25 protein-coding genes and 3 tRNA genes are annotated in these 25,656 nt (G+C 58.0%); 17 read left to right on the forward strand and 11 right to left on the reverse strand.

The genetic code is table 11. The features are described from left to right. Window position 1: 1 nt before the first annotated feature. The 6 genes from GVJ63_RS07750 to urtE all read left to right on the forward strand — a co-directional run bounded on the left by GVJ63_RS07750 (window position 2) and on the right by urtE (window position 6,219). Window positions 2-703: a GntR family transcriptional regulator gene (locus GVJ63_RS07750; protein WP_159226654.1), complete on the forward strand. Its 702-nt coding sequence runs from the start codon at window positions 2-4 to the stop codon at window positions 701-703. A 28-nt stretch (window positions 704-731) separates the two neighbouring features. Further along, a complete protein-coding gene (gene urtA / locus GVJ63_RS07755; RefSeq protein ID WP_033756912.1) occupies window positions 732-2,000 on the forward strand; it encodes an urea ABC transporter substrate-binding protein in 1,269 nt (422 codons plus the stop codon). A gap of 92 nt (window positions 2,001-2,092) precedes the next feature. Further along, window positions 2,093-3,658 (forward strand): urea ABC transporter permease subunit UrtB, encoded by a 1,566-nt coding sequence (gene urtB / locus GVJ63_RS07760; protein ID WP_159226655.1) that lies wholly within the window; start codon window positions 2,093-2,095, stop codon window positions 3,656-3,658. Next, window positions 3,658-4,731, forward strand: a complete 1,074-nt coding sequence (gene urtC, locus GVJ63_RS07765) for an urea ABC transporter permease subunit UrtC (protein ID WP_061901775.1) — start codon at window positions 3,658-3,660, stop codon at window positions 4,729-4,731. The genes urtB and urtC overlap by 1 nt, the downstream gene beginning before the upstream one ends. Then, on the forward strand, window positions 4,728-5,519 hold the full coding sequence (gene urtD, locus GVJ63_RS07770) for an urea ABC transporter ATP-binding protein UrtD (RefSeq protein ID WP_010671705.1): 792 nt from the start codon (window positions 4,728-4,730) through the stop codon (window positions 5,517-5,519). Before urtC ends, urtD begins: the two co-directional genes overlap by 4 nt. A gap of 1 nt (window position 5,520) precedes the next feature. Further along, window positions 5,521-6,219: an urea ABC transporter ATP-binding subunit UrtE gene (urtE, locus tag GVJ63_RS07775; protein ID WP_010253632.1), complete on the forward strand. Its 699-nt coding sequence runs from the start codon at window positions 5,521-5,523 to the stop codon at window positions 6,217-6,219. 7 nt (window positions 6,220-6,226) lie between these two features. On the opposite strand, the gene GVJ63_RS07780 is transcribed toward urtE, so the two are convergent. The 3 genes from GVJ63_RS07780 to rbsK are packed head-to-tail and all read right to left on the reverse strand — an operon-like array spanning window position 6,227 to window position 9,489. Continuing rightward, window positions 6,227-7,240 carry an aldose 1-epimerase family protein gene (locus GVJ63_RS07780; protein ID WP_159226656.1) on the reverse strand — a complete coding sequence of 338 codons (1,014 nt, stop codon included), beginning with the start codon at window positions 7,238-7,240 and terminating at the stop codon, window positions 6,227-6,229. Next, a complete protein-coding gene (gene fucP, locus GVJ63_RS07785) occupies window positions 7,237-8,562 on the reverse strand; it encodes an L-fucose:H+ symporter permease (RefSeq protein ID WP_022625375.1) in 1,326 nt (441 codons plus the stop codon). Before fucP ends, GVJ63_RS07780 begins: the two co-directional genes overlap by 4 nt. A 9-nt stretch (window positions 8,563-8,571) precedes the next feature. Next, window positions 8,572-9,489, reverse strand: a complete 918-nt coding sequence (gene rbsK, locus GVJ63_RS07790) for a ribokinase (protein ID WP_159226657.1) — start codon at window positions 9,487-9,489, stop codon at window positions 8,572-8,574. A 392-nt stretch (window positions 9,490-9,881) separates the two neighbouring features. Here rbsK and deoR point away from each other — a divergent pair, with 392 nt between their 5' ends. From deoR to GVJ63_RS07810, 4 genes are all read left to right on the forward strand, one after another. Continuing rightward, entirely contained in the window at window positions 9,882-10,646 is a 765-nt protein-coding gene (gene deoR, locus GVJ63_RS07795; protein WP_159226741.1) for a DNA-binding transcriptional repressor DeoR, read from the forward strand. A 190-nt stretch (window positions 10,647-10,836) separates the two neighbouring features. Next, complete coding sequence (gene ettA, locus GVJ63_RS07800) at window positions 10,837-12,504, forward strand: energy-dependent translational throttle protein EttA (RefSeq protein ID WP_031593292.1); 1,668 nt, start codon at window positions 10,837-10,839, stop codon at window positions 12,502-12,504. 64 nt (window positions 12,505-12,568) lie between these two features. Next, entirely contained in the window at window positions 12,569-12,733 is a 165-nt protein-coding gene (locus GVJ63_RS07805; RefSeq protein ID WP_109652447.1) for a YhfG family protein, read from the forward strand. A 12-nt stretch (window positions 12,734-12,745) separates the two neighbouring features. After that, window positions 12,746-13,348, forward strand: a complete 603-nt coding sequence (locus GVJ63_RS07810) for a putative adenosine monophosphate-protein transferase Fic (RefSeq protein ID WP_033770937.1) — start codon at window positions 12,746-12,748, stop codon at window positions 13,346-13,348. Here the strand turns inward: GVJ63_RS07810 and GVJ63_RS07815 are convergent. Then, window positions 13,329-14,225: a LysR family transcriptional regulator gene (locus GVJ63_RS07815; RefSeq protein ID WP_010253616.1), complete on the reverse strand. Its 897-nt coding sequence runs from the start codon at window positions 14,223-14,225 to the stop codon at window positions 13,329-13,331. The genes GVJ63_RS07810 and GVJ63_RS07815 overlap by 20 nt on opposite strands. Before the next feature lie 204 nt (window positions 14,226-14,429). On the opposite strand from GVJ63_RS07815, the gene GVJ63_RS07820 reads away from it, so the two are divergent. After that, window positions 14,430-15,431, forward strand: coding sequence for a zinc-binding alcohol dehydrogenase family protein (locus GVJ63_RS07820; protein ID WP_045140797.1), 1,002 nt, complete (start codon window positions 14,430-14,432; stop codon window positions 15,429-15,431). A 45-nt stretch (window positions 15,432-15,476) separates the two neighbouring features. On the opposite strand, the gene nadR is transcribed toward GVJ63_RS07820, so the two are convergent. The 3 genes from nadR to serB form a co-directional block, all read right to left on the reverse strand. Next, window positions 15,477-16,718, reverse strand: coding sequence for a multifunctional transcriptional regulator/nicotinamide-nucleotide adenylyltransferase/ribosylnicotinamide kinase NadR (nadR, locus tag GVJ63_RS07825; RefSeq protein ID WP_010253612.1), 1,242 nt, complete (start codon window positions 16,716-16,718; stop codon window positions 15,477-15,479). Between the two features lie 75 nt (window positions 16,719-16,793). Continuing rightward, complete coding sequence (radA, locus tag GVJ63_RS07830; protein WP_010253610.1) at window positions 16,794-18,176, reverse strand: DNA repair protein RadA; 1,383 nt, start codon at window positions 18,174-18,176, stop codon at window positions 16,794-16,796. Between the two features lie 13 nt (window positions 18,177-18,189). Further along, window positions 18,190-19,167, reverse strand: a complete 978-nt coding sequence (gene serB, locus GVJ63_RS07835; RefSeq protein WP_061901779.1) for a phosphoserine phosphatase — start codon at window positions 19,165-19,167, stop codon at window positions 18,190-18,192. 107 nt (window positions 19,168-19,274) lie between these two features. Between serB and GVJ63_RS07840 the strand changes: the two genes are divergently transcribed. After that, window positions 19,275-19,925, forward strand: a complete 651-nt coding sequence (locus GVJ63_RS07840; protein ID WP_010253606.1) for a YtjB family periplasmic protein — start codon at window positions 19,275-19,277, stop codon at window positions 19,923-19,925. A 664-nt stretch (window positions 19,926-20,589) separates the two neighbouring features. Here GVJ63_RS07840 and yjjG read toward each other — a convergent pair. From yjjG to GVJ63_RS07855, 3 genes are read right to left on the reverse strand one after another with little or no spacing between them, the layout of a single operon-like run. Then, window positions 20,590-21,270: a pyrimidine 5'-nucleotidase gene (yjjG, locus tag GVJ63_RS07845; RefSeq protein WP_159226658.1), complete on the reverse strand. Its 681-nt coding sequence runs from the start codon at window positions 21,268-21,270 to the stop codon at window positions 20,590-20,592. Window positions 21,271-21,288: 18 nt separating this feature from the next. Further along, complete coding sequence (gene rimI, locus GVJ63_RS07850) at window positions 21,289-21,729, reverse strand: ribosomal protein S18-alanine N-acetyltransferase (protein ID WP_010253603.1); 441 nt, start codon at window positions 21,727-21,729, stop codon at window positions 21,289-21,291. After that, window positions 21,701-22,111 carry a DNA polymerase III subunit psi gene (locus tag GVJ63_RS07855; protein ID WP_022625367.1) on the reverse strand — a complete coding sequence of 137 codons (411 nt, stop codon included), beginning with the start codon at window positions 22,109-22,111 and terminating at the stop codon, window positions 21,701-21,703. Before GVJ63_RS07855 ends, rimI begins: the two co-directional genes overlap by 29 nt. 106 nt (window positions 22,112-22,217) lie before the next feature. On the opposite strand from GVJ63_RS07855, the gene rsmC reads away from it, so the two are divergent. The 4 genes from rsmC (at window position 22,218) to GVJ63_RS07875 (ending at window position 23,719) form a co-directional block, all read left to right on the forward strand. Next, on the forward strand, window positions 22,218-23,249 hold the full coding sequence (rsmC, locus tag GVJ63_RS07860) for a 16S rRNA (guanine(1207)-N(2))-methyltransferase RsmC (RefSeq protein ID WP_010253598.1): 1,032 nt from the start codon (window positions 22,218-22,220) through the stop codon (window positions 23,247-23,249). 151 nt (window positions 23,250-23,400) lie between these two features. Continuing rightward, window positions 23,401-23,487 (forward strand) — tRNA-Leu (locus tag GVJ63_RS07865). Between the two features lie 30 nt (window positions 23,488-23,517). After that, a tRNA-Leu gene (locus tag GVJ63_RS07870) sits at window positions 23,518-23,604 on the forward strand. 28 nt (window positions 23,605-23,632) lie between these two features. After that, window positions 23,633-23,719 (forward strand) — tRNA-Leu (locus tag GVJ63_RS07875). A 161-nt stretch (window positions 23,720-23,880) separates the two neighbouring features. Here the strand turns inward: GVJ63_RS07875 and GVJ63_RS07880 are convergent. Next, the gene (locus GVJ63_RS07880) at window positions 23,881-24,165 is read right to left on the reverse strand and encodes a DUF1435 domain-containing protein (protein ID WP_010251467.1); all 285 of its coding nucleotides are present in this window, start codon (window positions 24,163-24,165) and stop codon (window positions 23,881-23,883) included. Between the two features lie 231 nt (window positions 24,166-24,396). On the opposite strand from GVJ63_RS07880, the gene GVJ63_RS07885 reads away from it, so the two are divergent. Then, entirely contained in the window at window positions 24,397-25,494 is a 1,098-nt protein-coding gene (locus GVJ63_RS07885) for a diguanylate cyclase (RefSeq protein WP_010251470.1), read from the forward strand. The last annotated feature ends 162 nt before the right edge of the window (window positions 25,495-25,656 follow it).

Here is a 25,656-nt window from a genome sequence, read left to right on the forward strand (position 1 = left end):
AATGACAACGCAACCCCACTCCCCTAAAGCCCGCCCGGAAGCGCTGGCGGAACGGGTTTATCAGGCGCTGAAGGCCGATATCTTCGCCTTTCGCCTGATGCCCGGCGATCGCTTCAGCGAAAGCGAAATCGCCGGACGGATGGCGGTCAGCCGCACCCCGGTCCGTCAGGCGCTGTTCCGGCTGGAACGCGAAGGCTTTGTCGACGTCTGGTTTCGCAGCGGCTGGCAGATTAAGAACTTCGATTTCGCCTGGTTCGAATCGCTGTATGACCTGCGCACCGTGCTGGAGTGCGAGGCGGTCAAACGCCTCTGCGCCCTGCCCGCGCCGCAGTGTGCCGAGCTGTTAAACGAACTGAACCAGTTCTGGTGCGAGGCGGAGGCGCTTACAGAGGGCCTGGTGGTGTCGCAGCATGACGAAGCGTTTCACATGACGCTGGTGGCGGCAGCGGGTAACCCGGAGATGGCACGCATTCACGCCGAATTCACCGAGAAGATCCGCATTATCCGCCGGCTCGACTTCACTCGTGACGATCGCATCTGTGCCACTTATCAGGAACATGCACAGATTTTACAGGCGATTTTTCAGCAGCAGACCGCCGGGGCGCAACGCATCCTGACCGATCACATCGCCGTGAGTAAGGCGGAGGTCAGAAAGATCACGCTGCACCGCCTTCAGCAGGCCCGGCTCCAGCTCACCGAATAACACAACAACTACTCAGGGGTTTCAGATGATGAAAAGACGTTCGTTGATCAAGGCTTTCGCCCTCTCCGCCACCGTTGTCAGCATGGGGTTCGCCTGGAGTGTGCAGGCGGCTGACACCATCAAAGTGGGGATCATGCATTCGCTCTCCGGCACCATGGCGATTTCGGAAACGCCGCTGAAAGATGTGGCGCTGATGACCATTGATGAGATCAACGCCAAAGGGGGCGTGCTGGGGAAAAAGCTGGAGCCGGTGGTGGTCGATCCCGCCTCTAACTGGCCGCTGTTTGCCGAGAAGGCACGGCAGCTGCTGACTCAGGATAAGGCGGCGGTGGTGTTTGGCTGCTGGACCTCGGTGTCGCGCAAATCGGTGCTGCCGGTGTTTGAAGAGCTGAACGGCCTGCTGTTCTATCCGGTGCAGTATGAAGGGGAAGAGATGTCACCCAACGTCTTCTACACCGGCGCTGCGCCTAACCAGCAGGCGATTCCGGCGGTGGAGTACCTGATGAGCGAAGATGGCGGCAGCGCGAAACGCTTCTTCCTGCTTGGTACCGACTATGTCTATCCGCGTACTACCAACAAGATCCTGCGCGCCTTCCTGCACAGCAAAGGCGTGGCGGATAAAGATATCGAAGAGGTCTACACGCCGTTTGGTTACAGCGACTACCAGACCATTGTCTCCAACATCAAAAAGTTTGCGGCTGGCGGCAAAACGGCGGTGGTGTCGACCATCAACGGCGACTCCAACGTGCCGTTCTACAAAGAGCTGGCGAACCAGGGGATTAAAGCCACTGACATTCCGGTGGTCGCCTTCTCGGTGGGCGAAGAGGAGCTGCGCGGCATCGACACCAAACCGCTGGTGGGTCAGTTAGCCGCCTGGAACTATTTCGAGTCTATCGATAATCCGACCAACGCGAAGTTTGTCGCCGACTACCGCGCATATGCCAAAGCACATAACCTGCCGAACGCCGCCACCGTCGTCACCAACGACCCGATGGAAGCGACCTATGTTGGCATTCATATGTGGGCGCAGGCGGTGGAAAAAGCGGGCACCACGGATGTGGACAAAGTGCGGGCGGCGATGGCCGGTCAGACCTTTAAAGCGCCGGATGGCTTTACCCTGACCATGGATCAGACCAACCATCATCTGCATAAGCCGGTCATGATTGGCGAAGTGGAAGAGAACGGCCAGTTCAGCGTGGTGTGGCAGACCGATCAGCCGGTACGTGCGCAGCCGTGGAGCCCGTACATTGCCGGTAACGACAAAAAACCCGATCACCCGGTGAAGACCGCGCAGTAATCGCGGGTTGCTGATAGATACGCAGCGTCACCCGCTGTGAAGCGGCAGCACGGCACCCCGCCGTGCTGCCCTCCCCTGACGAGGCTCCTTTTATGAATCTATGTCGCTGCTTTTTCAGCCTGCTGCTGCTGATGCCGCTGTTGGCCAGTGCCGGACCGGCGGCTGACTTTGCCGCCGCCAGCCGCAGTCAGCAGGCCACGCTGCTGCAGCAGTGGGCCGCCGCACCGGACAGCCATCGTCTGCCGCTGCTGGAAGCGCTGCATGCCGAAACGGTGGTCATCGACCAGAATAAACAGCCGTTCAGCCAGCAGGGATCCACGCTGCAGCCGCTGGATGCGATGGCGCAGCCCACGGGAAACCTGAAAAAGCTGTTTATGAACAATCGCCTGCGCGTGCTGGTTAACAACGCGCTGGCCGCCCACCAGCTGGTGAGCAGCGATACGGCCCTGCGTCTGCGCGCAGCGCAGCAGCTGCAAAGTGAGGGCGTTGCCGACCAGTTGCCGCTGCTGGAGCAGCGTTTTGCCGCCGAGCAGGACAGCCGGGTTCATGCCGCACTGGCGCTGGCGCTGGCGAACCTGCAACTGGCGGATGGCGAGCCGATGGTGCGCCTGCGGGCGGTGAAACTGCTGGGTGAGTCCAGCGATCCCAATACGCAAGCCAGCCTGCAACGCCTGACCCAGCCCGCGAATGAGCCGGACGCCACGGTGCGGGCCGCCGCGGCGGAAAGTCTGCAACAGATTCAGAAACGGCTGATGTGGGGCGATCTGCTGGGGCAGGCCTTCAGCGGCCTGTCGCTGGGTTCCATACTGCTGCTGGCCGCGCTGGGTCTGGCGATCACCTATGGCCTGCTCGGGGTGATCAACATGGCGCACGGTGAAATGCTGATGCTCGGTGCTTACGCCACCTGGTGGGTACAGAGCCTGTTTCAGCAGTTTGCGCCGCACTATTTAGCCTGGTATCCGCTGCTGGCGCTGCCGGTCGCCTTCCTGGTCACCGCCGCCATCGGCATGGCGCTGGAACGCACGGTGATCCGCCATCTCTATGGCCGTCCGCTGGAGACGCTACTCGCCACCTGGGGGATCAGCCTGATGCTGATCCAGCTGGTGCGGGTGCTGTTCGGGGCGCAAAACCTGGAGGTGGCGAATCCGGCGTGGCTCTCCGGCGGCTTACAGCTGCTGCCCAATCTGGTGCTGCCGTGGAACCGCATCGCGGTGTTCCTGTTTGTGGTGTTTGTGCTGGCGCTCACCTGGCTGCTGCTGAACCGGACCCGCCTTGGCATGAACGTGCGCGCCGTGACCCAGAACCGCGCCATGGCGGATTGCTGCGGCGTGCCGACCGGCCGCGTCGATATGCTGGCGTTTGGACTCGGCTCGGGCATTGCCGGGCTGGGTGGCGTGGCGCTGTCGCAGCTCGGTAACGTCGGACCGGAGCTGGGCCAGGGCTACATTATCGACTCGTTCCTGGTGGTGGTGCTGGGTGGCGTCGGTCAGCTGGCGGGCACCGTGGTTGCCGCGTTCAGCCTGGGCATTCTCAACAAAGTGCTGGAGCCGCAGATTGGCGCCGTGCTGGGCAAGATCCTGATTCTGGTGATTATCGTGCTGTTTATTCAGAAACGTCCGCAGGGGCTGTTTGCGGTAAAAGGAAGGGTGACTGACTGATGACGCAACCCATCACGCTTCGCGTGGCGCGCACCGCGCCGCGCCTGACCATCAGCATCGGCCTGGCGATTACCGTGGTGCTCCTGGTGATGCCGTTTCTGGCCCTGCTGCCCGCTACGCATCCGCTGGCGATCTCCACCTATACCCTGACGCTGGTCGGCAAAATCCTCTGCTACGCGGTGGTCGCGGTGGCGCTGGATCTGGTGTGGGGCTACGCCGGACTGCTGTCGCTGGGCCACGGCCTCTTTTTCGCTCTGGGTGGATATGCCATGGGCATGTATCTGATGCGCCAGGCCGCAGGCGAGGGTTTACCCGCCTTTATGTCCTTTCTCTCCTGGCGTGAACTGCCCTGGTTCTGGACCGGCACCGACTATTTCGTCTGGGCGCTCTGCCTGAGCATGCTGGTGCCGGGCCTGCTGGCGCTGATTTTTGGCTTCTTCGCCTTTCGCTCGAAGATTAAAGGCGTCTACTTCTCCATCATGACCCAGGCGCTGACCTACGCCGGGATGCTGCTGTTCTTCCGCAACGAAACCGGTTTTGGCGGCAACAATGGCTTTACCGGCTTTACCACCCTGCTCGGCTTTTCGGTGACGGCAACCCCCACCCGTATCGGGCTGTTTATCGCCACGGTGCTGCTGCTGCTGCTGAGCCTGGCGATCGGCTTCGCCCTGGCGCGCAGCAAATTTGGCCGGGTGCTGACTGCGGTGCGGGATGCGGAGAACCGCCTGATGTTCTGTGGTTACGACCCGCGCGGCTTCAAGCTTTTTGTCTGGACGCTCTCCGCCGTGCTGTGCGGCCTGGCCGGGGCGCTCTATGTGCCGCAGGTCGGCATTATCAATCCGGGTGAGATGTCACCGGCCAATTCGATTGAAGCGGCGATCTGGGTGGCGCTGGGCGGACGCGGCACGCTGATAGGCCCGCTGCTGGGCGCGGCGATTGTGAACGGCGCACGCAGCTTCTTCACCGTCGCCTTCCCCGAATACTGGCTCTTTTTCCTGGGGCTGATGTTTATCCTGGTCACGCTGTTTCTGCCGCACGGCGTGATTGGCCTGCTGCGCCGGAGGAAAAAATGAGTGATGCCCTGTTTACCCAAACTCAACTGGCGGATCGCCATCGGGTGCAGCGCGATCCGGTGCTGCAACTGGAGAAGATCAGCGTGTCGTTTGAAGGCTTCCGGGCGCTGACCGATCTTTCGCTGCAGATCGGCGTCGGGGAACTGCGCTGCGTGATCGGCCCCAACGGTGCGGGCAAAACCACGCTGATGGATGTGATCACCGGCAAAACCCGGCCCGATGCCGGCCGGGTGATCTACGACCAGGACAGCGATCTGACCCGTCTCTCGCCGGTGGAGATCGCCCGCGCCGGGATCGGCCGCAAGTTCCAGAAGCCCACGGTGTTTGAGGCGTTAACCGTGTTCGAAAATCTGGAGATCGCGCTTAAAGCCGATAAATCGGTCTGGGCCAGCCTGCGCGCCCGCCTCAGCGGCGAACAGCGTGACCGCATTGATGAGGTGCTGAAACTGCTGCGGCTGGGCGGCGAACGCCAGCGTCGCGCGGGCCTGCTGTCGCATGGCCAGAAGCAGTTTCTGGAGATCGGCATGCTGCTGGTGCAGGAGCCGCATCTGCTGCTGCTGGATGAACCGGCCGCGGGCATGACCGATGCCGAAACGGACTACACCGCCGAGCTGTTCCGCAGCCTGGCGGGCAAGCATTCGCTGATGGTGGTGGAGCATGACATGGGCTTTGTCGAAACCATTGCCGACCACGTGACGGTGCTGCATCAGGGTCAGGTGCTGGCCGAGGGTTCGCTGCGCGACGTGCAGGCCAACGAGCAGGTTATCGACGTTTATCTGGGGCGCTGAAATGTTACAGGTTACTGAACTGAATCAATATTATGGCGGCAGTCATATTCTGCGCGGCCTGTCGTTTGAGGTAAAGATTGGCGAAATCACCTGTCTGCTGGGGCGCAATGGCGTTGGGAAGACCACGCTGCTGAAATGCCTGATGGGGCTGATCCCGGCGAAGTCGGGCGAGATTCACTGGCAGCAGCAGCGCATGAATGGCCGCAAGCCGCACCAGCGGGTGCAGGCTGGCATCGCCTGGGTGCCCCAGGGGCGGGAAATCTTTCCGCGTCTGACGGTGGAAGAGAATCTGCTGATGGGGCTGTCACGCTTTCCGGCTGCGCAGGCGCGTGAAGTGCCGGAGGAGATCTACCAGCTCTTTCCGGTGCTGCTGGCGATGAAGTCACGCCGGGGCGGCGACCTCTCTGGCGGTCAGCAGCAGCAGCTGGCGATTGGCCGGGCGCTGGCCTGTCGGCCTCAGCTGTTGATCCTTGATGAGCCGACCGAAGGGATCCAGCCTTCGGTGATCAAAGAGATCGGCGCGGTGATCCGCCAGCTGGCGCAACGGGGAGATATGGCGATCCTGCTGGTGGAACAGTTTTATGACTTCGCGGCGGAGCTGGCGGACAGCTATCTGGTGATGTCGCGCGGAGAAATTGTGCAGCGTGGCCGCGGCGACACCATGGAAGCAGAGGGTGTGCGCGGCCTGGTGGCAATTTAAACCCGGCTCAGAGTAAGCCGGTCTCGACAGAAAAGTGGCGCTGTTCACCGTGCGCCAGGGTGATCAGCGTGCCAGCCTGCTGCGCGGCAAGAGAGCCCTCTGGCCGGCAGGTGGCGGGCAGAATATAGGCCGCCACCTGCTGATCGTGGTTGTGCAGCAGCCAGCGAGTGGCGTGCGGGAACTGTGCGGTAGAGAAGCGCGTCATCAGCGCATAGCCCTGCGGCGCATGCAACTCAAACTGCACCTCATCGCCATACTGCGGCAGATCGTCCGCGAAGAAGACGATCTCCGGATCGCAGAGCTGCGGCTGATCGAGCTGCTGTAAAGCCTGCGGATCGCGCGCCAGCCGATCGGTGTAATCCCGCCAGGCGGGCGTTGGTCGCAGATGCGCCGGGATCGAGCGACGCAGCTGGAATGCCTGTTCGGGGATCGACTGCCGGAAGCGGCCCTGATCGATCCACGCGCTGTTGAGGTGACACATATACTGCAGCGGCATCGGCGCGCCAGCCAGATTAGTGACTGTCATTTCAATCGTCAGCCGGGACTGATCGGCCGGAATGCGGACGGCGGGTGCGGCCAGGTAGTGATGGCCGAAGCCTTTGACATATTCACACTCCCCTTCCAGCGACAGCGTCTGATCCTCCAGCACCAGCCAGGCGCTGTCCATGCGGGCGCAGGCCATCTCACCGTGCAGCGGATGATCGTCCTCTGGTGCGGGACAGCCGTTGGCCAGCAGTCCCGAATGAAACGCGAAACAGCCATAGGTGTCGATGATCGAATTTGCGGGCAGCGGCTGCTTAAAACTGTGACCCATGGTCAGGTTATGATCGTCGAACTCTGCGTCCCAGATCATCTGCCCGAGAAACGGCAGCACGGTCACGCTGCCGCGTCGGTTATGAATGCGCACCGCCTCAATGCCCGCCGGATAACGAAACAGCTCAACCCGGAAATCATCGCTCTCCAGCAGCACCCAGGGTGTGGTGTGAAACTGTTCACGCGCTAAGGGTAAACGGGTTTTCATGGTAACTCCTCCGCCAGACGACCGGTCGCAACCGGCTGTTTTTTATGGCGCAGTTCGCCATAGAAGTAGAATCCGACCCAGGCGAAACAGAGCAGCGAGACGCCAAATGCCAGCTGCATTGAACCCAGTGAGTCCGAAACCAGGCCCTGCAGCGCCGGGACAAAGGCCGCACCGACAATCGCCATCACGATAAACGCGCCCGCGACTTCGGTGTATTTGTTATCGACCGTCGCCAGCGTTCCCGCGTAGATCGTCGCCCAGCAGGGACCAAACAGCACGCTGACAAAAACGGCGGCGTAGACGGCGGTAAAGTTCGGCACCAGCATCACATAAGCCAGCGTCAGCACGCCCAGCACCGAATAGGCAATCAGCACCTTCTCTGCGCGGAAACGGGTCATCAGGAAGTTCGCCACGAACTTGCCGATAAAGAAGCAGATGAAGCTGTAGATCATAAAGTTCGAGGCGTGACGTTCATTAGTCGCCCCCAGCGTCAGCGCCAGACGAATGGTAAACGACCAGACGGCCACCTGCATGCCGACATAGAGGAACTGGGTCACAATTCCGCGTTTAAAGTGTCGGTTGCCAGCCAGATAGCGGAAAGTCTCGCCCAGCGAGGGGCGCGACATCTCGCTGCTTTCGGGTTTACAGCGCGGATAGCGGGTGAACATAAACAGCAGCATCACCACCACCAGCACCATCACCAGATATTTGTAGGGCTCCAGCGTGTGTTCCAGCATCGTCAGGCGGAACGCATGCGCCTGCTCTGCCGTCATGGTCGCCATCTGACTCTCCAGGCTGTCGCCATCCTGGAATACCAGATATTTACCCAGCACGATCCCCATCAGCGCACCGATCGGATAGAAGGTCTGGCTGACGTTGAGGCGCAGCGTGGCGTGATCACGATGGCCAATCATCGAGCTGTAGGTGTTGGCGGCGGTTTCCAGGAAACTCAGGCCGATGGCGATGGCAAATATCGCTGCCAGGAACATGGTGTAGGTCGCCATGTGCGAGGCGGGATAGAAGGCGATACAGCCGGCGATGTAGAGCGCCAGGCCGATCATGATCGCCATCTTGTAACTGGTCTTGCGGATCACCAGCGACGCGGGGATCGCAATCAGAAAATAGCCGCCATAAAAGGCACTCTGCACCAGCGCACTGGCAAAGTCGCTCAGGGCAAATACGCTTTTAAACTGGGTGATCAGGATATCGTTAAGACTCGCCGCACAGCCCCAGAGCGGAAAGAGGCACGACAGCAGAATGAACTGGAACAGCGGCGTTTTATTCAGATAGCCATCAGATTGCTGAACAATTTTCTGTTGCATGGCAGAACCTCAGTTACGGTTGAGAAAACGCTGGAAACTCTCTGCGTCGGGATAGGCGCGCTGGGTGCCGCGCCCGGTGACGCTGCAGGCGGCATAGGCAGACGCCTGGGTCATGGCGGCGGCCACATCGCCGGTTTCCACCAGCAGATACGCAAAGCAGCCGATAAAGGCATCGCCCGCGCCGCTGGTGTCGACCGCCTGAACCGGTGTGGCAGCCACGCGATGCACCTGGTCGCCGCTCATCCAGACCGATCCCCGGCTGCCCAGGGTGATGATCAGATTTTTAAGGCCGCGTTTCAGCAGCGACTGTCCGGCGAGGATCACCTCTTCATCGCTGCTGACCGGCAGACCGGTGAGGATCTCCAGCTCGGTTTCGTTGGGCATAAAGAAGTCGCATTTGCAGGCGTAATCAATATCAAGCGTGGCGACGGCCGGCGCCGGATTAAGGATCACTGTGATCTGACGCTGGCGGGCAAAATCGATGGCGTAATAGACCGTCTCCAGCGGGATCTCCAGCTGCAGGATGATCAGCTGGCAGGCTTTCAGCGCTTCAGCCGCGTCGTCGATATCGGCCGGTTTCAGCTGCTGGTTAGCACCTTTGATAATCAGAATGCGGTTCTGCGACTGGTCATCGACAAAAATCGGTGCCACGCCGCTGGAGGTGCCCGGTGCGGTGGTGACGAAGCGCGTGTCCACGCCCTGCTGTTGAAGATTTGCAACGGTGTTCGGAGCAAAGAGATCGTCACCGACCTTGCTGACCATCATCACGTTGCCGCCCATTTTTGCCGCCGCAACCGCCTGGTTGGCCCCTTTACCGCCGCAGCCAATGGCAAAGTCGGGCGCTTCAAGGGTTTCGCCCGCTTTCGGCAGGCTGTTGGTATAGGTAATCAGATCGACCATGTTTGAGCCGATGACCGCAATTGTCATGACCTTTTCTCCCGGATGTTTTTTAAACTTAAAATGTTATTAAAGTAACAATAACAATTCTTAAAGGTTAAATATGTGACAAAAACCACATCCTGACACGGTGGTGATGGGCGAACAACGGCATGCAATGGGATTTTCAGTGTTATTATTATAACAATCTAACATCATTGAACGCGGATGGTGAAAGCCACAACCGCCCGCGGTGATGTGCCGATATCACCACGCGCTGACAGCACGGCGGAGGTTTGCGGCCCTCACGGAATGCGGGTAAGATTGACTGCCAGCCTGGCGGATGAGACGCAACTCATTCAAATCTGTGAGGTTTGTAGCGTATTGACGTCGATCCCGGCGTCTTTCCTCCGCACTGCAGGATAGGGAACAGAGAGATGACCATGGAAACCCGGCGCGACGAACGCATTCACAAGCTGACGCAGGCGCTGAAACGCACCGACAAACTGCATCTGAAAGATGCGGCCCAGCTGCTCGGCGTCTCAGAGATGACCGTTCGCCGCGATTTAACCGAGCCGGGCTCCAGCGTGGTCCTGCTGGGCGGCTATATCGTCAGCGATCCGAAAAGTCATGCCAGCCACTATTTTGTCAGCGATCAGCATGGCCAGAATGCCGCCAGAAAGCAGCGACTGGCACAGGCGGCCGCCAGCCTGATCAACGAGAACGATACGGTCTTTTTTGACTGCGGCACCACCCTGCCCTACATCGTGGATGCGATTCCCGACACCCTGTCGTTTACCGCCATCTGCTGCGCCATGAATACCTTTCTGACGCTGAAAGAGAAACCTGCCTGTAACGTGATTCTCAGCGGCGGTGAATTTCATGCCGACAACGCGCTGTTTACGCCGATTGGCGTGCATACCATCCTTGACGATCTCTGCCCGACGCTGGCCTTTATCTCTGCGGCGGGCATCGATAAAGATCAGGGCGCAACCTGCTACAACACCAATGAACTGATGATGAAACATCACGCCATGCTGCGCGCCCGAAAGTCGGTGCTGGTGGCTGACGGCAGTAAATATGGCAAGGTGCTGCCTGCCCGCATCGCCGAGCTGCAGCGCTTTGATCTGCTGGTGAGTGACAGCGCGCCCGATCAGGCGTTGCAAAACTGGCTGGCCCAGCAGGCGATCCCGCTGCTCCTGCCCTGACGCCTCTTTCTGACATCCTCTCCTGACTCTGTCAGCGATTGAGTGTGGAAATCAGTCAGTTATGCCTGGATCGCCCGGCATCGGCTCCGCCACGCTAATATTCGCCGCCCCCCGGCTGGGATTAAACGGTGAAAAAGGCTAAACTTCGACATCATTCAAACGACCAACAGACCCAGAGGCTCAAACCAACGTGGCTCAATTCGTCTATAGCATGCATCGCGTCGGCAAAGTGGTTCCGCCGAAGCGACATATCCTGAAAAACATCTCGCTCAGCTTCTTCCCTGGCGCAAAAATTGGCGTACTCGGCCTGAACGGCGCGGGTAAATCTACCCTGCTGCGCATCATGGCCGGCATCGATAAAGATATCGAAGGGGAAGCGCGTCCGCAGCCAGGCCTCAAGATTGGCTACCTGCCGCAGGAACCGCAGCTTAACCTTGAACACACCGTGCGTGAGTCGGTAGAAGAAGCGCTGTCAGAAGTCGTTGGCGCACTGAAGCGTCTCGACGAAGTCTATGCGCTCTATGCTGAAGAAGATGCAGACTTCGACAAACTGGCCGCGGAACAGGGCCGTCTGGAAGAGATCATCCAGGCTCACGATGGCCACAACCTGAATACCCAGCTGGAACGTGCTGCCGATGCGCTGCGCCTGCCTGACTGGGACGCGAAAATCGCCACCCTTTCCGGTGGTGAACGTCGTCGCGTCGCCCTCTGCCGCCTGCTGCTGGAAAAACCAGACATGCTGCTGCTGGACGAACCGACGAACCACCTGGACGCCGAATCTGTCGCCTGGCTGGAGCGCTTCCTGCACGACTTCGAAGGCACCGTCGTCGCGATTACGCATGACCGTTACTTCCTGGATAACGTTGCAGGCTGGATTCTGGAACTTGACCGCGGTGAAGGGATTCCGTGGGAAGGTAACTACTCCTCCTGGCTGGAGCAGAAAGATGCGCGTCTGGCGCAGGAAGCCTCCTCTGAAGCCGCTCGTCGCAAGTCGATTGAGAAAGAGCTGGAGTGGGTACGCAAAGGGCCAAAAGGCCAGCAGTCTAAAGGCAAAGCCCGTCTGGCACGCTTTGAAGAGCTGAACAACACCGACTACCAGAAACGTAACGAAACCAACGAACTGTTCATTCCGCCAGGTGCCCGTCTGGGTGACAAAGTGCTGGAAGTCAGCAATCTGCGTAAGTCTTATGGCGACCGTGTGCTGATTGACGATCTCTCGTTCTCGGTACCGAAAGGCGCGATTGTCGGGATTATCGGTCCAAACGGCGCGGGTAAATCAACGCTGTTCCGCATGATGTCTGGTCAGGAACAACCTGATTCTGGCGAGATTGTACTGGGTGAAACCGTCAAGCTGGCGTCCGTGGATCAGTTCCGCGACAGCATGGATAACGCCAAAACCGTGTGGGAAGAAGTTTCCGGCGGTCAGGACATCATGCGCATCGGTAACACCGAGATGCCAAGCCGCGCCTATGTCGGCCGCTTTAACTTTAAAGGCGTCGATCAGGGCAAACGCGTAGGCGAACTGTCGGGTGGTGAGCGTGGTCGTCTGCACCTCGCGAAGCTGCTGCAGGTTGGCGGCAACATGCTGCTGCTCGATGAACCAACCAACGACCTGGACATTGAAACCCTGCGCGCGCTGGAAAACGCCCTGCTGGAGTTCCCGGGTTGTGCCATGGTGATCTCGCATGACCGCTGGTTCCTGGACCGTATCGCCACGCACATCCTGGATTATCAGGATGAGGGCAACATCGAATTCTTCGAAGGTAACTTTACCGAATATGAAGAGTACAAGAAGCGTACTCTCGGCGCCGAAGCGCTGGAGCCGAAGCGCATCAAGTATAAGCGTATGACGAAGTAACGATGTCAGGGGGAGGCTCAGGCCTCCTCCTGCTTCACCAGTGACGTTTTAAGGGCTGAACGCAATGAAGAAAAAAGCTGAGCGGCCAGTGGCTAAAAAAGCTGAAGCGATTTATGAAGCCACTAAAGTCGCAAACTTTGCCGCAAGTTCCCTGCTGGAGGGGATACGTATTTCAGCAGATGCTGAGTTATCGACCCTGGAACAGGTTCGACGTCGCTATAAGCAGTAACAGGAAGCCAACGTGAATCGTTATCTTGTCTGGCGAGATCACTACTGTTATCCCGATTCCGATGTGCTGATCAATCGCTATGATATCCGCGAACAAACCCTGCTGGATCAGGCTGAGCGTGCTGTTACCGCGCTGACCATTCACACCATTAAGCTCTCTCATCCTCCTTTTACCCTTCAGTCACTGTGTCACATTCATTACTGCCTGTTTAACGAGCTTTATAGCTGGGCGGGGCAGATACGTGATATCTCTATCAGCAAAGGAGAGACCCGCTTTTGCCAGCCCGCTTTTATTCTGCGTGAAGCGGAGAAATTATTTGCAAAACTGGCGTGCGAAAGATGGCTGGAGCAGGCTGACCATGAAGCTTTTTGTCATCAGGTTGCCTGGTATTACTGCGAGTTCAATATTCTGCACCCCTTTCGGGAAGGAAACGGCCGGGCATTACGCATTCTGTTCGAACATATCATTCTTCACGCAGGCTATCAGGTGAACTGGGAAGGCGTGAGCCCCAGCGACTGGTTAGCGGCAAATATCGCGGGTTACCAGAGTGGCCCGGAAAAAATGGCGGCACTGTTCCTGCGCCACATTGTACCGGTCAGCGATAAAACTCCCTGAACACCGGTGACTGCAGCGCGAATTCAATAAACCGCGCCAGCGCAGGTGAATTCAGTTTACGGCCCGGATAGACCAGCCACAGCTCATTCCCCTCGATTTCCCATTCCGGCAATACCGGCACCAGCCGGGGATCCGCCATCGCCCCGTCGGTCAGAAAGTGCGGCAGCAGCGTAATGCCCGCATCGCCCAGCGCAGATTCGCGCGCATAGAGTAAATTATCCGTGAGATGGCCTGGCGGCAGCAGCCAGCGGTAAAACTCGTCATCGCGCTGCAACACCCATTCATTCCAGGCACGATGCGCAATACAGCGGTGGGCAGACAGCTGCTGTGGATGAACCAGCGGCGGATGCTGATCAAGATAGCGCTGTGAAGCGACCAGCAGTCGCGGGCAGTTGCCTATCCGGCGGCCAATCAGCGAGGACTCCTGCGGCTGACCGGTGCGCAGCGCCACATCAAAGCCCTCCTGCACCAGATCACGCATCTCATCGGAGATCGAGACATCCAGCGTCACATCGGGATAGAGACGTAAAAACGCCGCGTTACAGCGCGCCAGCAGCGTGGCACCAATCCCCGCCGGGCTGGTGATACGCAGACGCCCGCTGGGATTTTCACGCAGGCTGGCGATCGCCTGATCGGCGCGTTCACTGGCCTGCATCATCTCCTGACAATGCAGCAGATAACGCTCACCGGCAAAGGTCAGATTGAGCTGGCGGGTGGTGCGGTTCAGCAGACGAATCCCCAGCCGCTGCTCCAGCTGGCTGATGCGCTGACTGACGCTCGATTTTGGCAGCCCTGCACGTTCTGCCGCGCCGGTAAAGCTGCCGCACTCCGCCACCAGCGCAAACAGTGCCATATCCTGCCACTGGCGAAATGCCATTGTTCACCTCAGACGAACACTCTATGAAAGATTGTCCATCTTATCACTGCTAAAATCAGGTTCTACACTTAAAGCCTGTTCCGAATCATCAGCCAGTCTGCCACGGACAGCGTGGCACAGCCCCTGCGGAGTGTGAGCACTCTTCAGGGCCAGAATGGCAACCACCAGATCCAGGCTTCCAGCCTGACTAAACAGGAAAAATGTATGTCTATTCGCGCTATCGCAATTAATCCGGAAAGTCCTGAAAACTTCACTGAAATTTTCCCTGAAACCCCAGCGCCAGGGGAGTATGACCTGCGGGTCGAAGTCAAAGCCGCGTCGGTCAACCCGGTCGATACCAAAGTTCACAAAGGGGCGAAGAAGAACGGATTAGAGCAGCCACGCATCCTCGGCTGGGATGCCAGCGGTGTGGTGCTGGAAGTGGGCAGCAAAGTCAGCAACTTTAAGCCAGGCGATAAAGTTTTTTATGCGGGTGACCTGACCCGTCCTGGCAGTAACAGCACCGAGCAGCTGGTTGACTCACGCATTACCGGTCACAAGCCAGAGAGCCTGGACTGGGCGCAGTCCGCTGCGATCCCGCTGACGGCCCTGACCGCCTGGGAAGGACTGTTTGAGCGACTGAACCTTGAGTCAGCAACGGAAGATCAGACGCTGCTGATCGTCGGCGGCGCAGGCGGCGTCGGATCGCTGGCGATCCCGCTGGCGAAACTGCGCAGCAAGGTGAAGATCATTGCCACCGCTTCGCGTGAAGATTCCGCGCAGTGGTGCCGCGATCGCGGCGCCGATCTGGTGATCAACTACAAAGATATGATTGGTGAGCTGGAAAAACAGGGCATTAAACAGGTCGATTATATCTTCTGCCTGAATGATACCGACGGTCACTGGGAGACCATGGCAAAGCTGATCGCCCCGCAGGGCCATATCTGCACCATCGTGGAAAATGAACATCCGCTGTCGATGGATCAGCTGAAGCTGAAGAGTGCCGCACTGCACTTCGAGCTAATGTACACCCGCAGCATGTTTAACACACCGGATATGGCGCGTCAGGGTGAGATTCTGGATGCCGTCTCGGCGTTGCTGGATGAAGGTAAGCTGCAAACCACACTGAGCGAGACGCTGCACGGCCTAAGCGTTGAGACGTTAACTGCCGCCCATCAGCGCGTGCTGGAAGGCCACATGCGCGGCAAAGTGGTGATGGTGTATTAATGCGCTGACCCGGCTGCCCTGCGGCAGACCGGGTTACAGCATGCGTTACGGCTGGGCGTTTTTCTCGCCCAGCATCGCTTTCACCAGTTCAATGCAGCGCAGGAACCGGGTGTCATAATCATCTTCCTGCACGTGCAGGAATTCGATGTTGTTTTCCCGCAGCATCGTCACCAGCATCGACTGAAACTCCCGTCGATCCACGGAACTGCCCAGGCTGCGCAAGCCATCGGCAACCCACGGCACGTTGTTCTCCAGCAGGATCACCAGATCAAAGCGATATTCATCGATCAGTGCCTGCACAAACGGATGTTCACGCCCCTCATACTTCAGACAAAACGCCTGCGTGGTCACAAAGTCGGTGTCGATAAAGGCCACTTTATTGGCATATTTAACCGCGAAATCGATGTACTGCGCCTGGCCCAGCGCGATCTTGTCGTAATCTGAATATTGCAGCGCCATTTCATCACCGCCCAGGTGGGAGAAGACATAGTCGCGGCCATATTCCCAGGCACTGGTGGTATTGAAGATGTTGGCGAGTTTATTCACCAGCGTCGATTTACCGCTCGACTCCCCGCCGAGGATCGCCACGGTGCGCACAAAGAAAGGTTTCACTTCGGTCGGGATATAATCCCAGAAGCGGAAAGGATCCTGACGGATCTGCGCGCCGCTGATGCTCATAAAGGATCGGCTGGGATCGACCAGTACGGTCTGAATGCCAAGATGCTGTTGATACATCTCCGCATCGGGCGCTTCGCTGGTGTAGATGCAATCCGGCGCAATACCGTGCTCGCTGAGAAACGCGCTGACGCCCTTACTCCAGACATCCCAGCCGTGTGGATAGGGCTCAATCCCCTCCTCATCAAAGGCGTGAATGCGGATATTTTTCTGATACTTAAAGGTCTGCAGCAGCCAGCGCAGTCGATCGCTGACCGTGGGCTGTTGTGACATCGCGCTGTTCTCAAACAGTTCGCGGTCACGTGGCTCGTCGTAGCCCATAATGATATGCAGCTCATCGACCTGGCTACAGGCGCGCTGAATCAGATAGATATGGCCGGTGTGCAGCGGATAGAATTTACCAAACACCACGCCGACCGTTTTATCGCGGCGCGGAAACTCCAGACCCAGAAAACGGTGCAGCGCCTCCAGCTTTTGCGCGCTGGGGCTTTTGATTTTGGCATTGAGCAACTGGCTCAGATAGCCTTTGGTCATGCCGCTGGCATCAGCGACCTGTTGCAGCGTGTGGCCCTGCTGGCGAATGGCCGTTTTCAGATAATCAAACGACGACATGTCGTGCCTCCTGCATCAATGCGGTTAAGGTGGGAGCGGCCTGCCAGCGGCTTTTCGCTGGCGGCCGCAGGCGCGTTACAGATCGTCCAGAATCGCCAGCGCATCGGCCAGCTTCTTCGCGCTGAAAACCTGCATCCCGGCAATCGGTTTTTTCGGTGCATTCCCTGCCGGCACAATGGCGCGTTTGAAGCCATGCTTCGCCGCTTCAGCGATGCGCTCCTGACCGCTGGGCACCGGACGGATTTCGCCCGCCAGTCCCACTTCGCCGAAGATCACCAGATCCTGCGGCAACGGACGATCGCGCAGGCTCGACACCATCGACAGCATCAGCGCCAGGTCAGCACTGGTTTCAGTGACTTTGACGCCGCCGACCACGTTAACGAACACATCCTGATCGGCCATCTGCAATCCGCCGTGCCGGTGCAGCACCGCCAGCAGAATCGCCAGGCGGTTCTGCTCCAGACCCACTGCCACGCGGCGTGGATTGCCCATCATCGAGTGATCGACCAGCGCCTGAATCTCCACCAGCAGCGGTCGCGTTCCCTCCCACAGCACCATCACCGAACTGCCCGAGGTGATCTCTTCGCCGCGCGACAGGAAAATAGCTGACGGGTTGCTGACTTCACGCATGCCCTGCTCGGTCATGGCAAACACACCCAGTTCATTGACCGCGCCGAAGCGGTTTTTATGACTGCGCAAGGTGCGGAAGCGGGAATCGGCATCGCCATCCAGCAGCACTGAACAGTCGATACAGTGTTCCAGCACTTTCGGTCCGGCCAGGGAGCCATCTTTGGTAACGTGACCAACCATGATGATCGCCACGCCGCGCGTCTTGGCGAAGCGCGTCAGGTAAGCGGCGGTTTCACGCACCTGGGCGACGCTGCCGGGCGAGGACTGGATCTCCGCCATGTGCATTACCTGGATCGAGTCGATCACCATCAGTTGCGGCTGCTCCTGTTCGGCGATCAGGCAGATCTGCTCAATGCTGGTTTCCGACAGCATATTCACATTTTCGGTAGGTAATCCCAGACGATGGGCGCGCATCGCCACCTGCTGCAGTGACTCTTCACCGGTGACATACAGGGTTTTCATCCCCTCTGACAACCGGCACATCACCTGCAGCAGCAGCGTGGATTTGCCTGCGCCGGGGCTGCCGCCAATCAGAATGGCGCTGCCCGGCACCACCCCGCCGCCCAGCACCCGGTCAAACTCTTTGAAGCTGGTAGAGAAGCGCGGTAACGCCTCCAGGCTGATTTCAGAGAGCTTCTGCACCCGGCTGGTTCCGGCGCTGCCGGCATAGCCACTCAGGCGCTCGTTACGCGCAGCCGCGGGCGAGGCGGCAATGCGCACCTCGGTGATGGTGTTCCAGGCGTGACAGGCGCTGCACTGCCCCTGCCAGCGTGGGTAATCTGCGCCACATTCGTTACAGACAAATGCGCGTTTTGCCGCTTTGGCCAAATCAATACCTCAGTTAACGCTCTTCGTGGATCAGGCTGCCGGTGAGGATGCAGAACACCCCCATTAAATCGGCATGGCGAATGGTGACCGCAGTCTGCTCATTCACCTTAGGTTTAGCATGGAACGCAATGCCCAGTGCTGAGGCTTTGATCATCAGCAGGTCATTGGCACCATCGCCGATCGCCACCGTCTGTTCCGGCGCGATGTCAAAACGCTGCGCCAGCTTCTTCAGGGTATCGGCTTTGTATTGTGCGTCGACAATCGGTCCCAGCACGTTGCCGGTCAGTTTGCCGTCGCGAATTTCGAGTTCATTAGCCACCACCGCCGACAGATGCAGCTTGTCGCGCAGGTATTCGGCGTAGTAGGTAAAGCCGCCAGACGCGATGGCAACCTGCCAGCCCAGCGCCTGCAGCTTCTGCGTCAGGGTGGTTAAGCCTGGCATCAGCGGCAGGGCATCACGCACCTGTTTCAGAATATTGGCGTCCGCGCCCTGCAGCGTGGCCACGCGCTGACGCAGGCTGGCGGTGAAGTCGAGTTCGCCGCGCATCGCACGTTCCGTGACTTCCGCCACCTGCTCGCCGCAGCCCGCCAGTTTTGCAATCTCGTCGATGCACTCGATCTGAATCGCGGTGGAGTCCATATCCATCACCAGCAGGCCTGGCGTTTTGAGATGCGGGATTTTGCCCAGCGGCGCAACATCCAGGCCGGCGTCGTGCGCCAGCTTGCTGGCAAACGGCGTCAGCGATCCCGCCAGGCGAATCACCCGATACTCATCGACGTTCCAGGCGCTGACGATCACCATGGCGGCACCCAGCTGGTGCTGGTAATCGGTCAGCCGCTGCTTATCCAGCCCGCGGCCATACAGCAGCCAGCCGGTACGGCCAGCGCGATAATCCAGCGGCATCACTTCATCACCGCTAAGAGAAAGGGGCAAACCCGGCCAGAGGGAGACATCGGCGGGAAGATCGCACCAGGTTAAACGATTTGGCATCAGAGCTCCTGTAGGGACAACAAAACCACGCAAGAGGCTACCTTGTCTGCGCCGCTTCTGGCAACATAATCTCCAGGCTTTCTGTTGTGATATGACCCGGATGATTAATGGCTAAAACCGCACTGAAATTTCGCTTACATCGTACCGTGATCGTTCTCATCTCGATGGCGCTGCTGGTCGTGCTGATGCAGGGCGCATCCTGGTTCAGCCTCGGCCATCAGGCGGCGCGTTCTGAACAGGTCGAGGAGCTGGCGCATACGCTGACCAGCCAGGTGGCGTTCAGCCTTAAGCCATTGATGGACAACAGTGAAAATAACCGGACTCAGATAGAAGCCATTCTTAATCAGATGACGGCTAACAGCCGTATTCTGGATGCATCGGTCTATGACGGCGACGGCAGCCTGGTGGCGCACAGCGGTGAAAACATCAATGTCCGCGATCGGCTGGCGCTCGACGGCCAGCGCGCGGGCAGCTATTTCAACCATCAGATTGTGCAGCCGCTGGCCGGAAACGAGGGTCCGTTGGGCTTTTTGCGCGTGACGCTGGATACCCACGTGCTGGTCACCGACTCACATCAGGTCGATAACACCACCAATATTCTGCGTCTGATGATGCTGCTGGCGCTGGCAATTGGCATTATTCTCTCACGCACCCTGCTGCGCCACCGCCGCACCCGCTGGCAGCAGTCGCCGTTCCTGCTCACCGCCAGCACCCCGGTGAAAGAGGATCGGGATGAGGACGACGAGAAGAAAGAGTAACGCTCCGGCTGCGGTAAAGATAAAACAAAAAAGGCCCGCACAACGGTAATGCTGGTCAGTTAAGATTAGATTTGTAAAGGCTGTCACGGTCAGACGTGGCAGCTTTTTTTATGGGCGAGCGAGCCTCAGTGCGGGCCAGCGCACCTCTGCTGCTGCCGGGCCGTCCTCGCGCCGCTCACGCGGTACCTTCGGCTTTGACGTTGTGCCGACGAACCGTTCGGGGATCGGCCCTCCCTGGCCGGCCCCGAACTGTCCACGCTTCCCGGCGTGGACTTCTGGCCCGCCGTCACGCCTCAGCGCTGCGGATAGCCCTTTCAGCAGCAGAGGCGCTCAGGCCTCCACTCTCGTGCCCTTTTTAACAATTCACACTGAAGTTTCAGAGCAGGCAGGTGCCGGGCAGGGGCAGGCAATCCGCAGCGCTGAACAGAATGAGTCTGCCAGGAGAGCCCGCAGGACGCGGGCGAAAGGCGGGGCGGCACAGGATGTGCCATCCCCGGCGGTCCGTCAGGCAGAGGAATGAAGTGAAGGAACCGCGCAGCGGCGCGAGGACCGCCAGCCCCTGCCCGGCACCAGACTGCGTTATCACCTGTCGCTTAACTGACTGACATTACCGCTGTGCGGGCCTTTTTTATGGGAAAGATGCTGATTTGCGAGGCGTCTTGCGTTAGCCGATGAGCAGCGCTTCCAGCTCGCCCAGCGATTTGACCTGCCAGGTGGGCTTAATATGTTCCGGCAATGGCCGGGTGCCATGATCGAGCCAGCAGGTTTTAATACCGGCATTCATGCCGCCCAGAATGTCTGACTCTGGCGTATCACCCACCATCAGCACCCGCTCACGATTCGGGTTGCTCATCAGATTCAGTGCGTAATCAAAAATCTCTGGCGCCGGTTTTGGCTGGCCGACCTGCTCGGAGATCACCAGCGCCGAGAAGTAATCGCGAAAACCGGTGCGCTCCAGACGCGTCTGCTGCAGCGCAGTAAAACCGTTGGTGATGATGCCCATTTTCACCCGGCCATGCAGCTGGTTCATCAGGCTGACCGCGCCCGGCAGCGGCGTACAGATCTCTCCCATTGCGCTGAGGAAGCCGCTGTTGAGGATCTCCGGCGCAACGCTGAGCTTTTCGCTCCAGTGGTTGAAACGCTGAGTCTGCAGCTGTAACGCGGAGATAGCACCGTTCTGATAATCGACCCACAGCGGCTTATTTATCGCCTGATAATCGCTGTAATCCTGGTCGGTGAACTGCACGTCATAACCGGCGAACAGGCGCTGCAAACCGGCATAGGCGTCGAAATGAAAAAGGGTATCGTCGGCATCAAACAGGATGCAATCCCAGTTATCAATCATTAAAGCTCCTTAACACCGCTACGGCGTCAGTGCCATGAGAATGGCATCTTCACGGCCGCTGGCGGTGGGATAATAGTTGGGGCGACGACTGACCTGATTGAATCCAAGCTGCTCATAGAGCGCGATGGCGGGCAGGTTCGAGGCCCGCACTTCCAGCCACAGCGTCAGTACGTCGCGTTTGATCAACTCATCGATCAAATGCTGCAACAGCTGGCGGCCCAATCCCCGGCGCTGAAAAGCGGGATCGACCGCGATGTTAAACAGCGAGGCTTCGTCCAGTACCACCTGCGTAATCGCAAAGGCGGCCATTTTGCCGTCAACGTCGAGACGTAAATTGATAAAGCGCTCGCCCTGATTGCTGGCAAACGTCTTTTCACTCCAGGGAAACGCGTGACTACGACACTCAATGGCGAAGGCCTGCGCCAGATCGTCAGGGGTGAGTAAAGAGATGGCTGTCATGGTTACACATCTGTTGCCAGAGCGCGCGTTTGGCGACGCCGCTGCTGATCAGTTCATTAAAAGAGGCGCTGGTTAATGCCACGCCATTGAAAGTCTGTTCGCTCTCTACGCCGAGCAGCCAGCCCGCGCAGTTCAGCGTCTCCGGCAGCATTTGCAGCTGATCCGGTGTCACGGTCATTACTTGAGCGGGTTGCAGATTGAGGGCATGCAGCACATCGCGCATCAGCGGTTCATGTAAACCGGGGGGCGCGTCAGCGACAATAATTAACTGCGTGTCCGGTGCCAGCGTGACGGCAATTTCGCCCTGAAGCACGCGCGGGCGGCGCAGTTGGTACTGCGTAATTCCCATTTGCTGTAAAAGCCAGTCGCGCCTGGACGTCATGGTGTTACCTGTTCTGCTGCCTGAATGCGACGCTATGCTAGCAAACCCATCGAACATGCGCCAACAAACCACTATAATCCCCGCTCAGATCTTACAGGAGCCCTACATGTCTGCTTTTACCCCGGCCAGCGAAGTCATTCTGCGCCACAGTGATGAATTTACCGCCCGCCATGTTTTATTTGCTGGCGATCTGCAGGATGACCTGCCCGCTCAGCTGGAAACCGCCTCATCGCGCGTTCACACCCAGCAATATCATCACTGGCAAAACCTGAGCCGCCGTATGGGCGAGCAGGCGCGTTACGGAATGGTTGCGCAGGCCGAAGATGTGCAGGGCTGCGATACCCTGGTCTACTTCTGGACCAAGAATAAGCCGGAAGTGCAGTTCCAGCTGCAGAACCTGCTGTCGCTGCTGCCGGTGGGCTGCGACGTGTTCGTGGTCGGTGAAAACCGCAGCGGCGTGCGCAGCGCCGAAGGCATGATGGAGTCATGGGTGAAGCTGGAGAAGATCGACAGCGCGCGTCGCTGTGGTCTCTACCACGGTCGCCTCGACAAACAGCCTGAATTCGATGCCAGCACTTTTGGTCACCAGTATCAGCTTGATGGTCTGACGATTCATACCCTGCCTGGCGTCTTCAGCCGTGACGGTCTGGATAGCGGCAGTGCCCTGCTGCTGTCGACCTTTACCCCACACACCAAAGGTAAAGTGCTGGATATGGGCTGTGGCGCGGGCGTGATTGCCGCCTCGCTGCCTGCCCGTTCGCCTAAAGTGCGTCTGTGGCTGTGTGACGTGCACGCAGCGGCGATTGAAGCGAGTAAAGCGACGCTGGCCGCCAATGGCATCGAGGGCGAAGTCTTCGCCAGCAACGTCTTCTCTGACGTGACCGGTCGTTTCGACATGATTATCTCTAATCCGCCCTTCCATGAAGGCACTCAGACCAGCCTCGACGCCGCACAGGCGCTGATTCGTGGTGCGGTGAAGCACCTGAATACCGGCGGCGAGTTGCGTATCGTTGCCAACACCTTCCTGCCCTACCCGCAGGCGCTGGATGAAGCCTTCGGCAGTCACGAAGTCATCGCGCAAACCGGCCGCTTCAAAGTTTACCGTGCCGTCTATGGTCGCGGTGCCAAAACGCGCTAAGGGTTTTTCCTGCCGTTAACTGCTTTGCCGGGCTGAAAACGTTGCTTTTTACAGCGATCGTTTCAGCCCGACGAAATAGTTGTTGACGCAAAGAGTAAAATCTCTAGAATGCGCCTCCGTGGTTGTAACATTCTCAAGGTGTTACGGGTATGCGAAGGTGGCGGAATTGGTAGACGCGCTAGCTTCAGGTGTTAGTGTCCTAACGGACGTGAGGGTTCAAGTCCCTCTCTTCGCACCAAAATCACAAGTTTCATATCGCGAGCACTGCGCGAAGGTGGCGGAATTGGTAGACGCGCTAGCTTCAGGTGTTAGTGTCTTAACGGACGTGAGGGTTCAAGTCCCTCTCTTCGCACCATTGCGGTGATATGAACAGACAACTCGATGCGAAGGTGGCGGAATTGGTAGACGCGCTAGCTTCAGGTGTTAGTGTCTTAACGGACGTGAGGGTTCAAGTCCCTCTCTTCGCACCAACGTTGTCATCTTCAGGCCTTTCCCGCTCATCTCTTCTTTTCCCCTGCGGTTTCGCTTTACCCCCTGCTCGTTTTACCTTTTCCAGTTGTTCCGTTTTCCGGTCGCTTTACCTTTTCCAGCCGCTTTACCCCGTACGCCGGTTGTACCCACTCCGCTTATGTTAATTCAGATGAAAATTCACAGAGACAGCCGCCAGTCCGCCCGCTAACGCCAGACAGGATGGCAGCAGCAGATAGTGACGCAGCCGCTGGTTAAACAGCATCACGACAGTCAGCAGCAGCGCAACCGTCATCACCATCCGCCACTGGCTGAAGCTCGGTTCCCATAAGGCGAACAGCGGCAGCGCAATGCACGGCAGCAACACGCCCCACGCACTATCCAGCTTTTTACCCAGTGCCCAACTGACTCCCCACAGGCCGCAGGCCGCGATAATCGCTATCCCCATGACACAAACCTCAAATGATAAGCATTCCCATTATCATATGACAGTTTTGCCTGCACTGCAGCCTGTTTTTGTCACGCCCGGCAACGAAGATGACAGACCAGTTGGAAAATGCTAGATTGCGGCCGATAACACCTTTAATAACAGCAACAGCAATAATTTGCTCATTGTCTGGCAGAACCTGATTTTGCCGGCGTGCGCTTTAGTATTTCAGGGTCGTCACGAGTACTTATAATGAAATTACAATCCTATGAAGAGCTGAAGCAGAGTAAATACCGGCTTTCAGTGATGCTTTTCCTGTTTCTGAATATCGCCGTTTCGCTATTTCATCTACTGCCAATAATGAGCAGTGAGAAAAGTGAGACGACCCTGCCGGTAATGAGTGTCGCGGCCTTTAGCGGCATTATGTTAATTTCCCTTTTAATATGGCCTAAAGTAAAACTTCCCCTGTTAAATCCTGTGGCGCTGCTGCTGGGAATGCTTTGGGCCTGGCATATTAATTATCGCTTTCATCAGGTGTTCTATTTTGATGGTGGCTTTCTTATTATCAGTTTGATCAGTGTGTTATTTATCAGTGCCATCGCCCTGAGCGATTATCTGGGGGCTTTTTGTCTGCATGTCACGCCACCGGTGCTCACCGTTTTGCTGCTCGACAATGCGCAGCACCTGCCACTGATCCTGCTAACCATTACGCTGCCGCTGATTGGTTTCTCACTACAGCATCTGATGCGCCGCCGTGCCGACAACTTTACTCTGCGCCTGATGCATCAGCTCTACGAAGAGAAAGAGACATTCAGCGACCTCAGCATGCTCGACCCGCTGACCGGGCTTTATAACCGTCGTGGTCTTAAGAACCGGCTCGATAATATTCTGGAAAACCATGCTGGCAGCCACTATGTGCTGCTGCTGGATATCGATCACTTTAAGTCCTATAACGACAATTACGGGCATGCGATGGGCGATCAGGCGCTGGCGCGGGTCTCTGTCGCAATTCGTGATGCGGTGCGTTCACGCGATGTTGTCACCCGCTATGGCGGCGAAGAGTTTCTGGTATTGATGACCAATGTGAACAGTTCCATCGCCATGAAACTGGCAGAGCGAATCCGTCAGTACGTGCTGGATTTAGAAATTCCTCATCTTTTCAATGAAACCGTTTCAACCCACGTCACCATCAGTGCCGGCATCGCGCCTATTTACGATAATGAATTTGACCTGGCGGTCGCCAATGCTGACAGCGCATTATATGTGGCTAAAAATCAGGGCCGGAATACCATTCTCGCCTGGGAGGATTTACCCCGAAAACAGCATCAGACCGCCAGTGAACATGCATAATTAAGCGTAACGCCATCGGTAATAACGGAGGCTTCGGCGCGATATGCCCGGCTCTCTGCTGCTCTGTCCGATCGGATAACTGACCTCAACCCCGCCGTTTTCCCACCCGCAACGACGATTTTTTACACGACTTGTAGAGTTAATCAATAACGATTATCATTT

Source organism: Pantoea sp. 18059 (genome assembly GCF_902706165.1).
Taxonomy (GTDB): Bacteria; Pseudomonadota; Gammaproteobacteria; order Enterobacterales; family Enterobacteriaceae; genus Pantoea; species Pantoea agglomerans.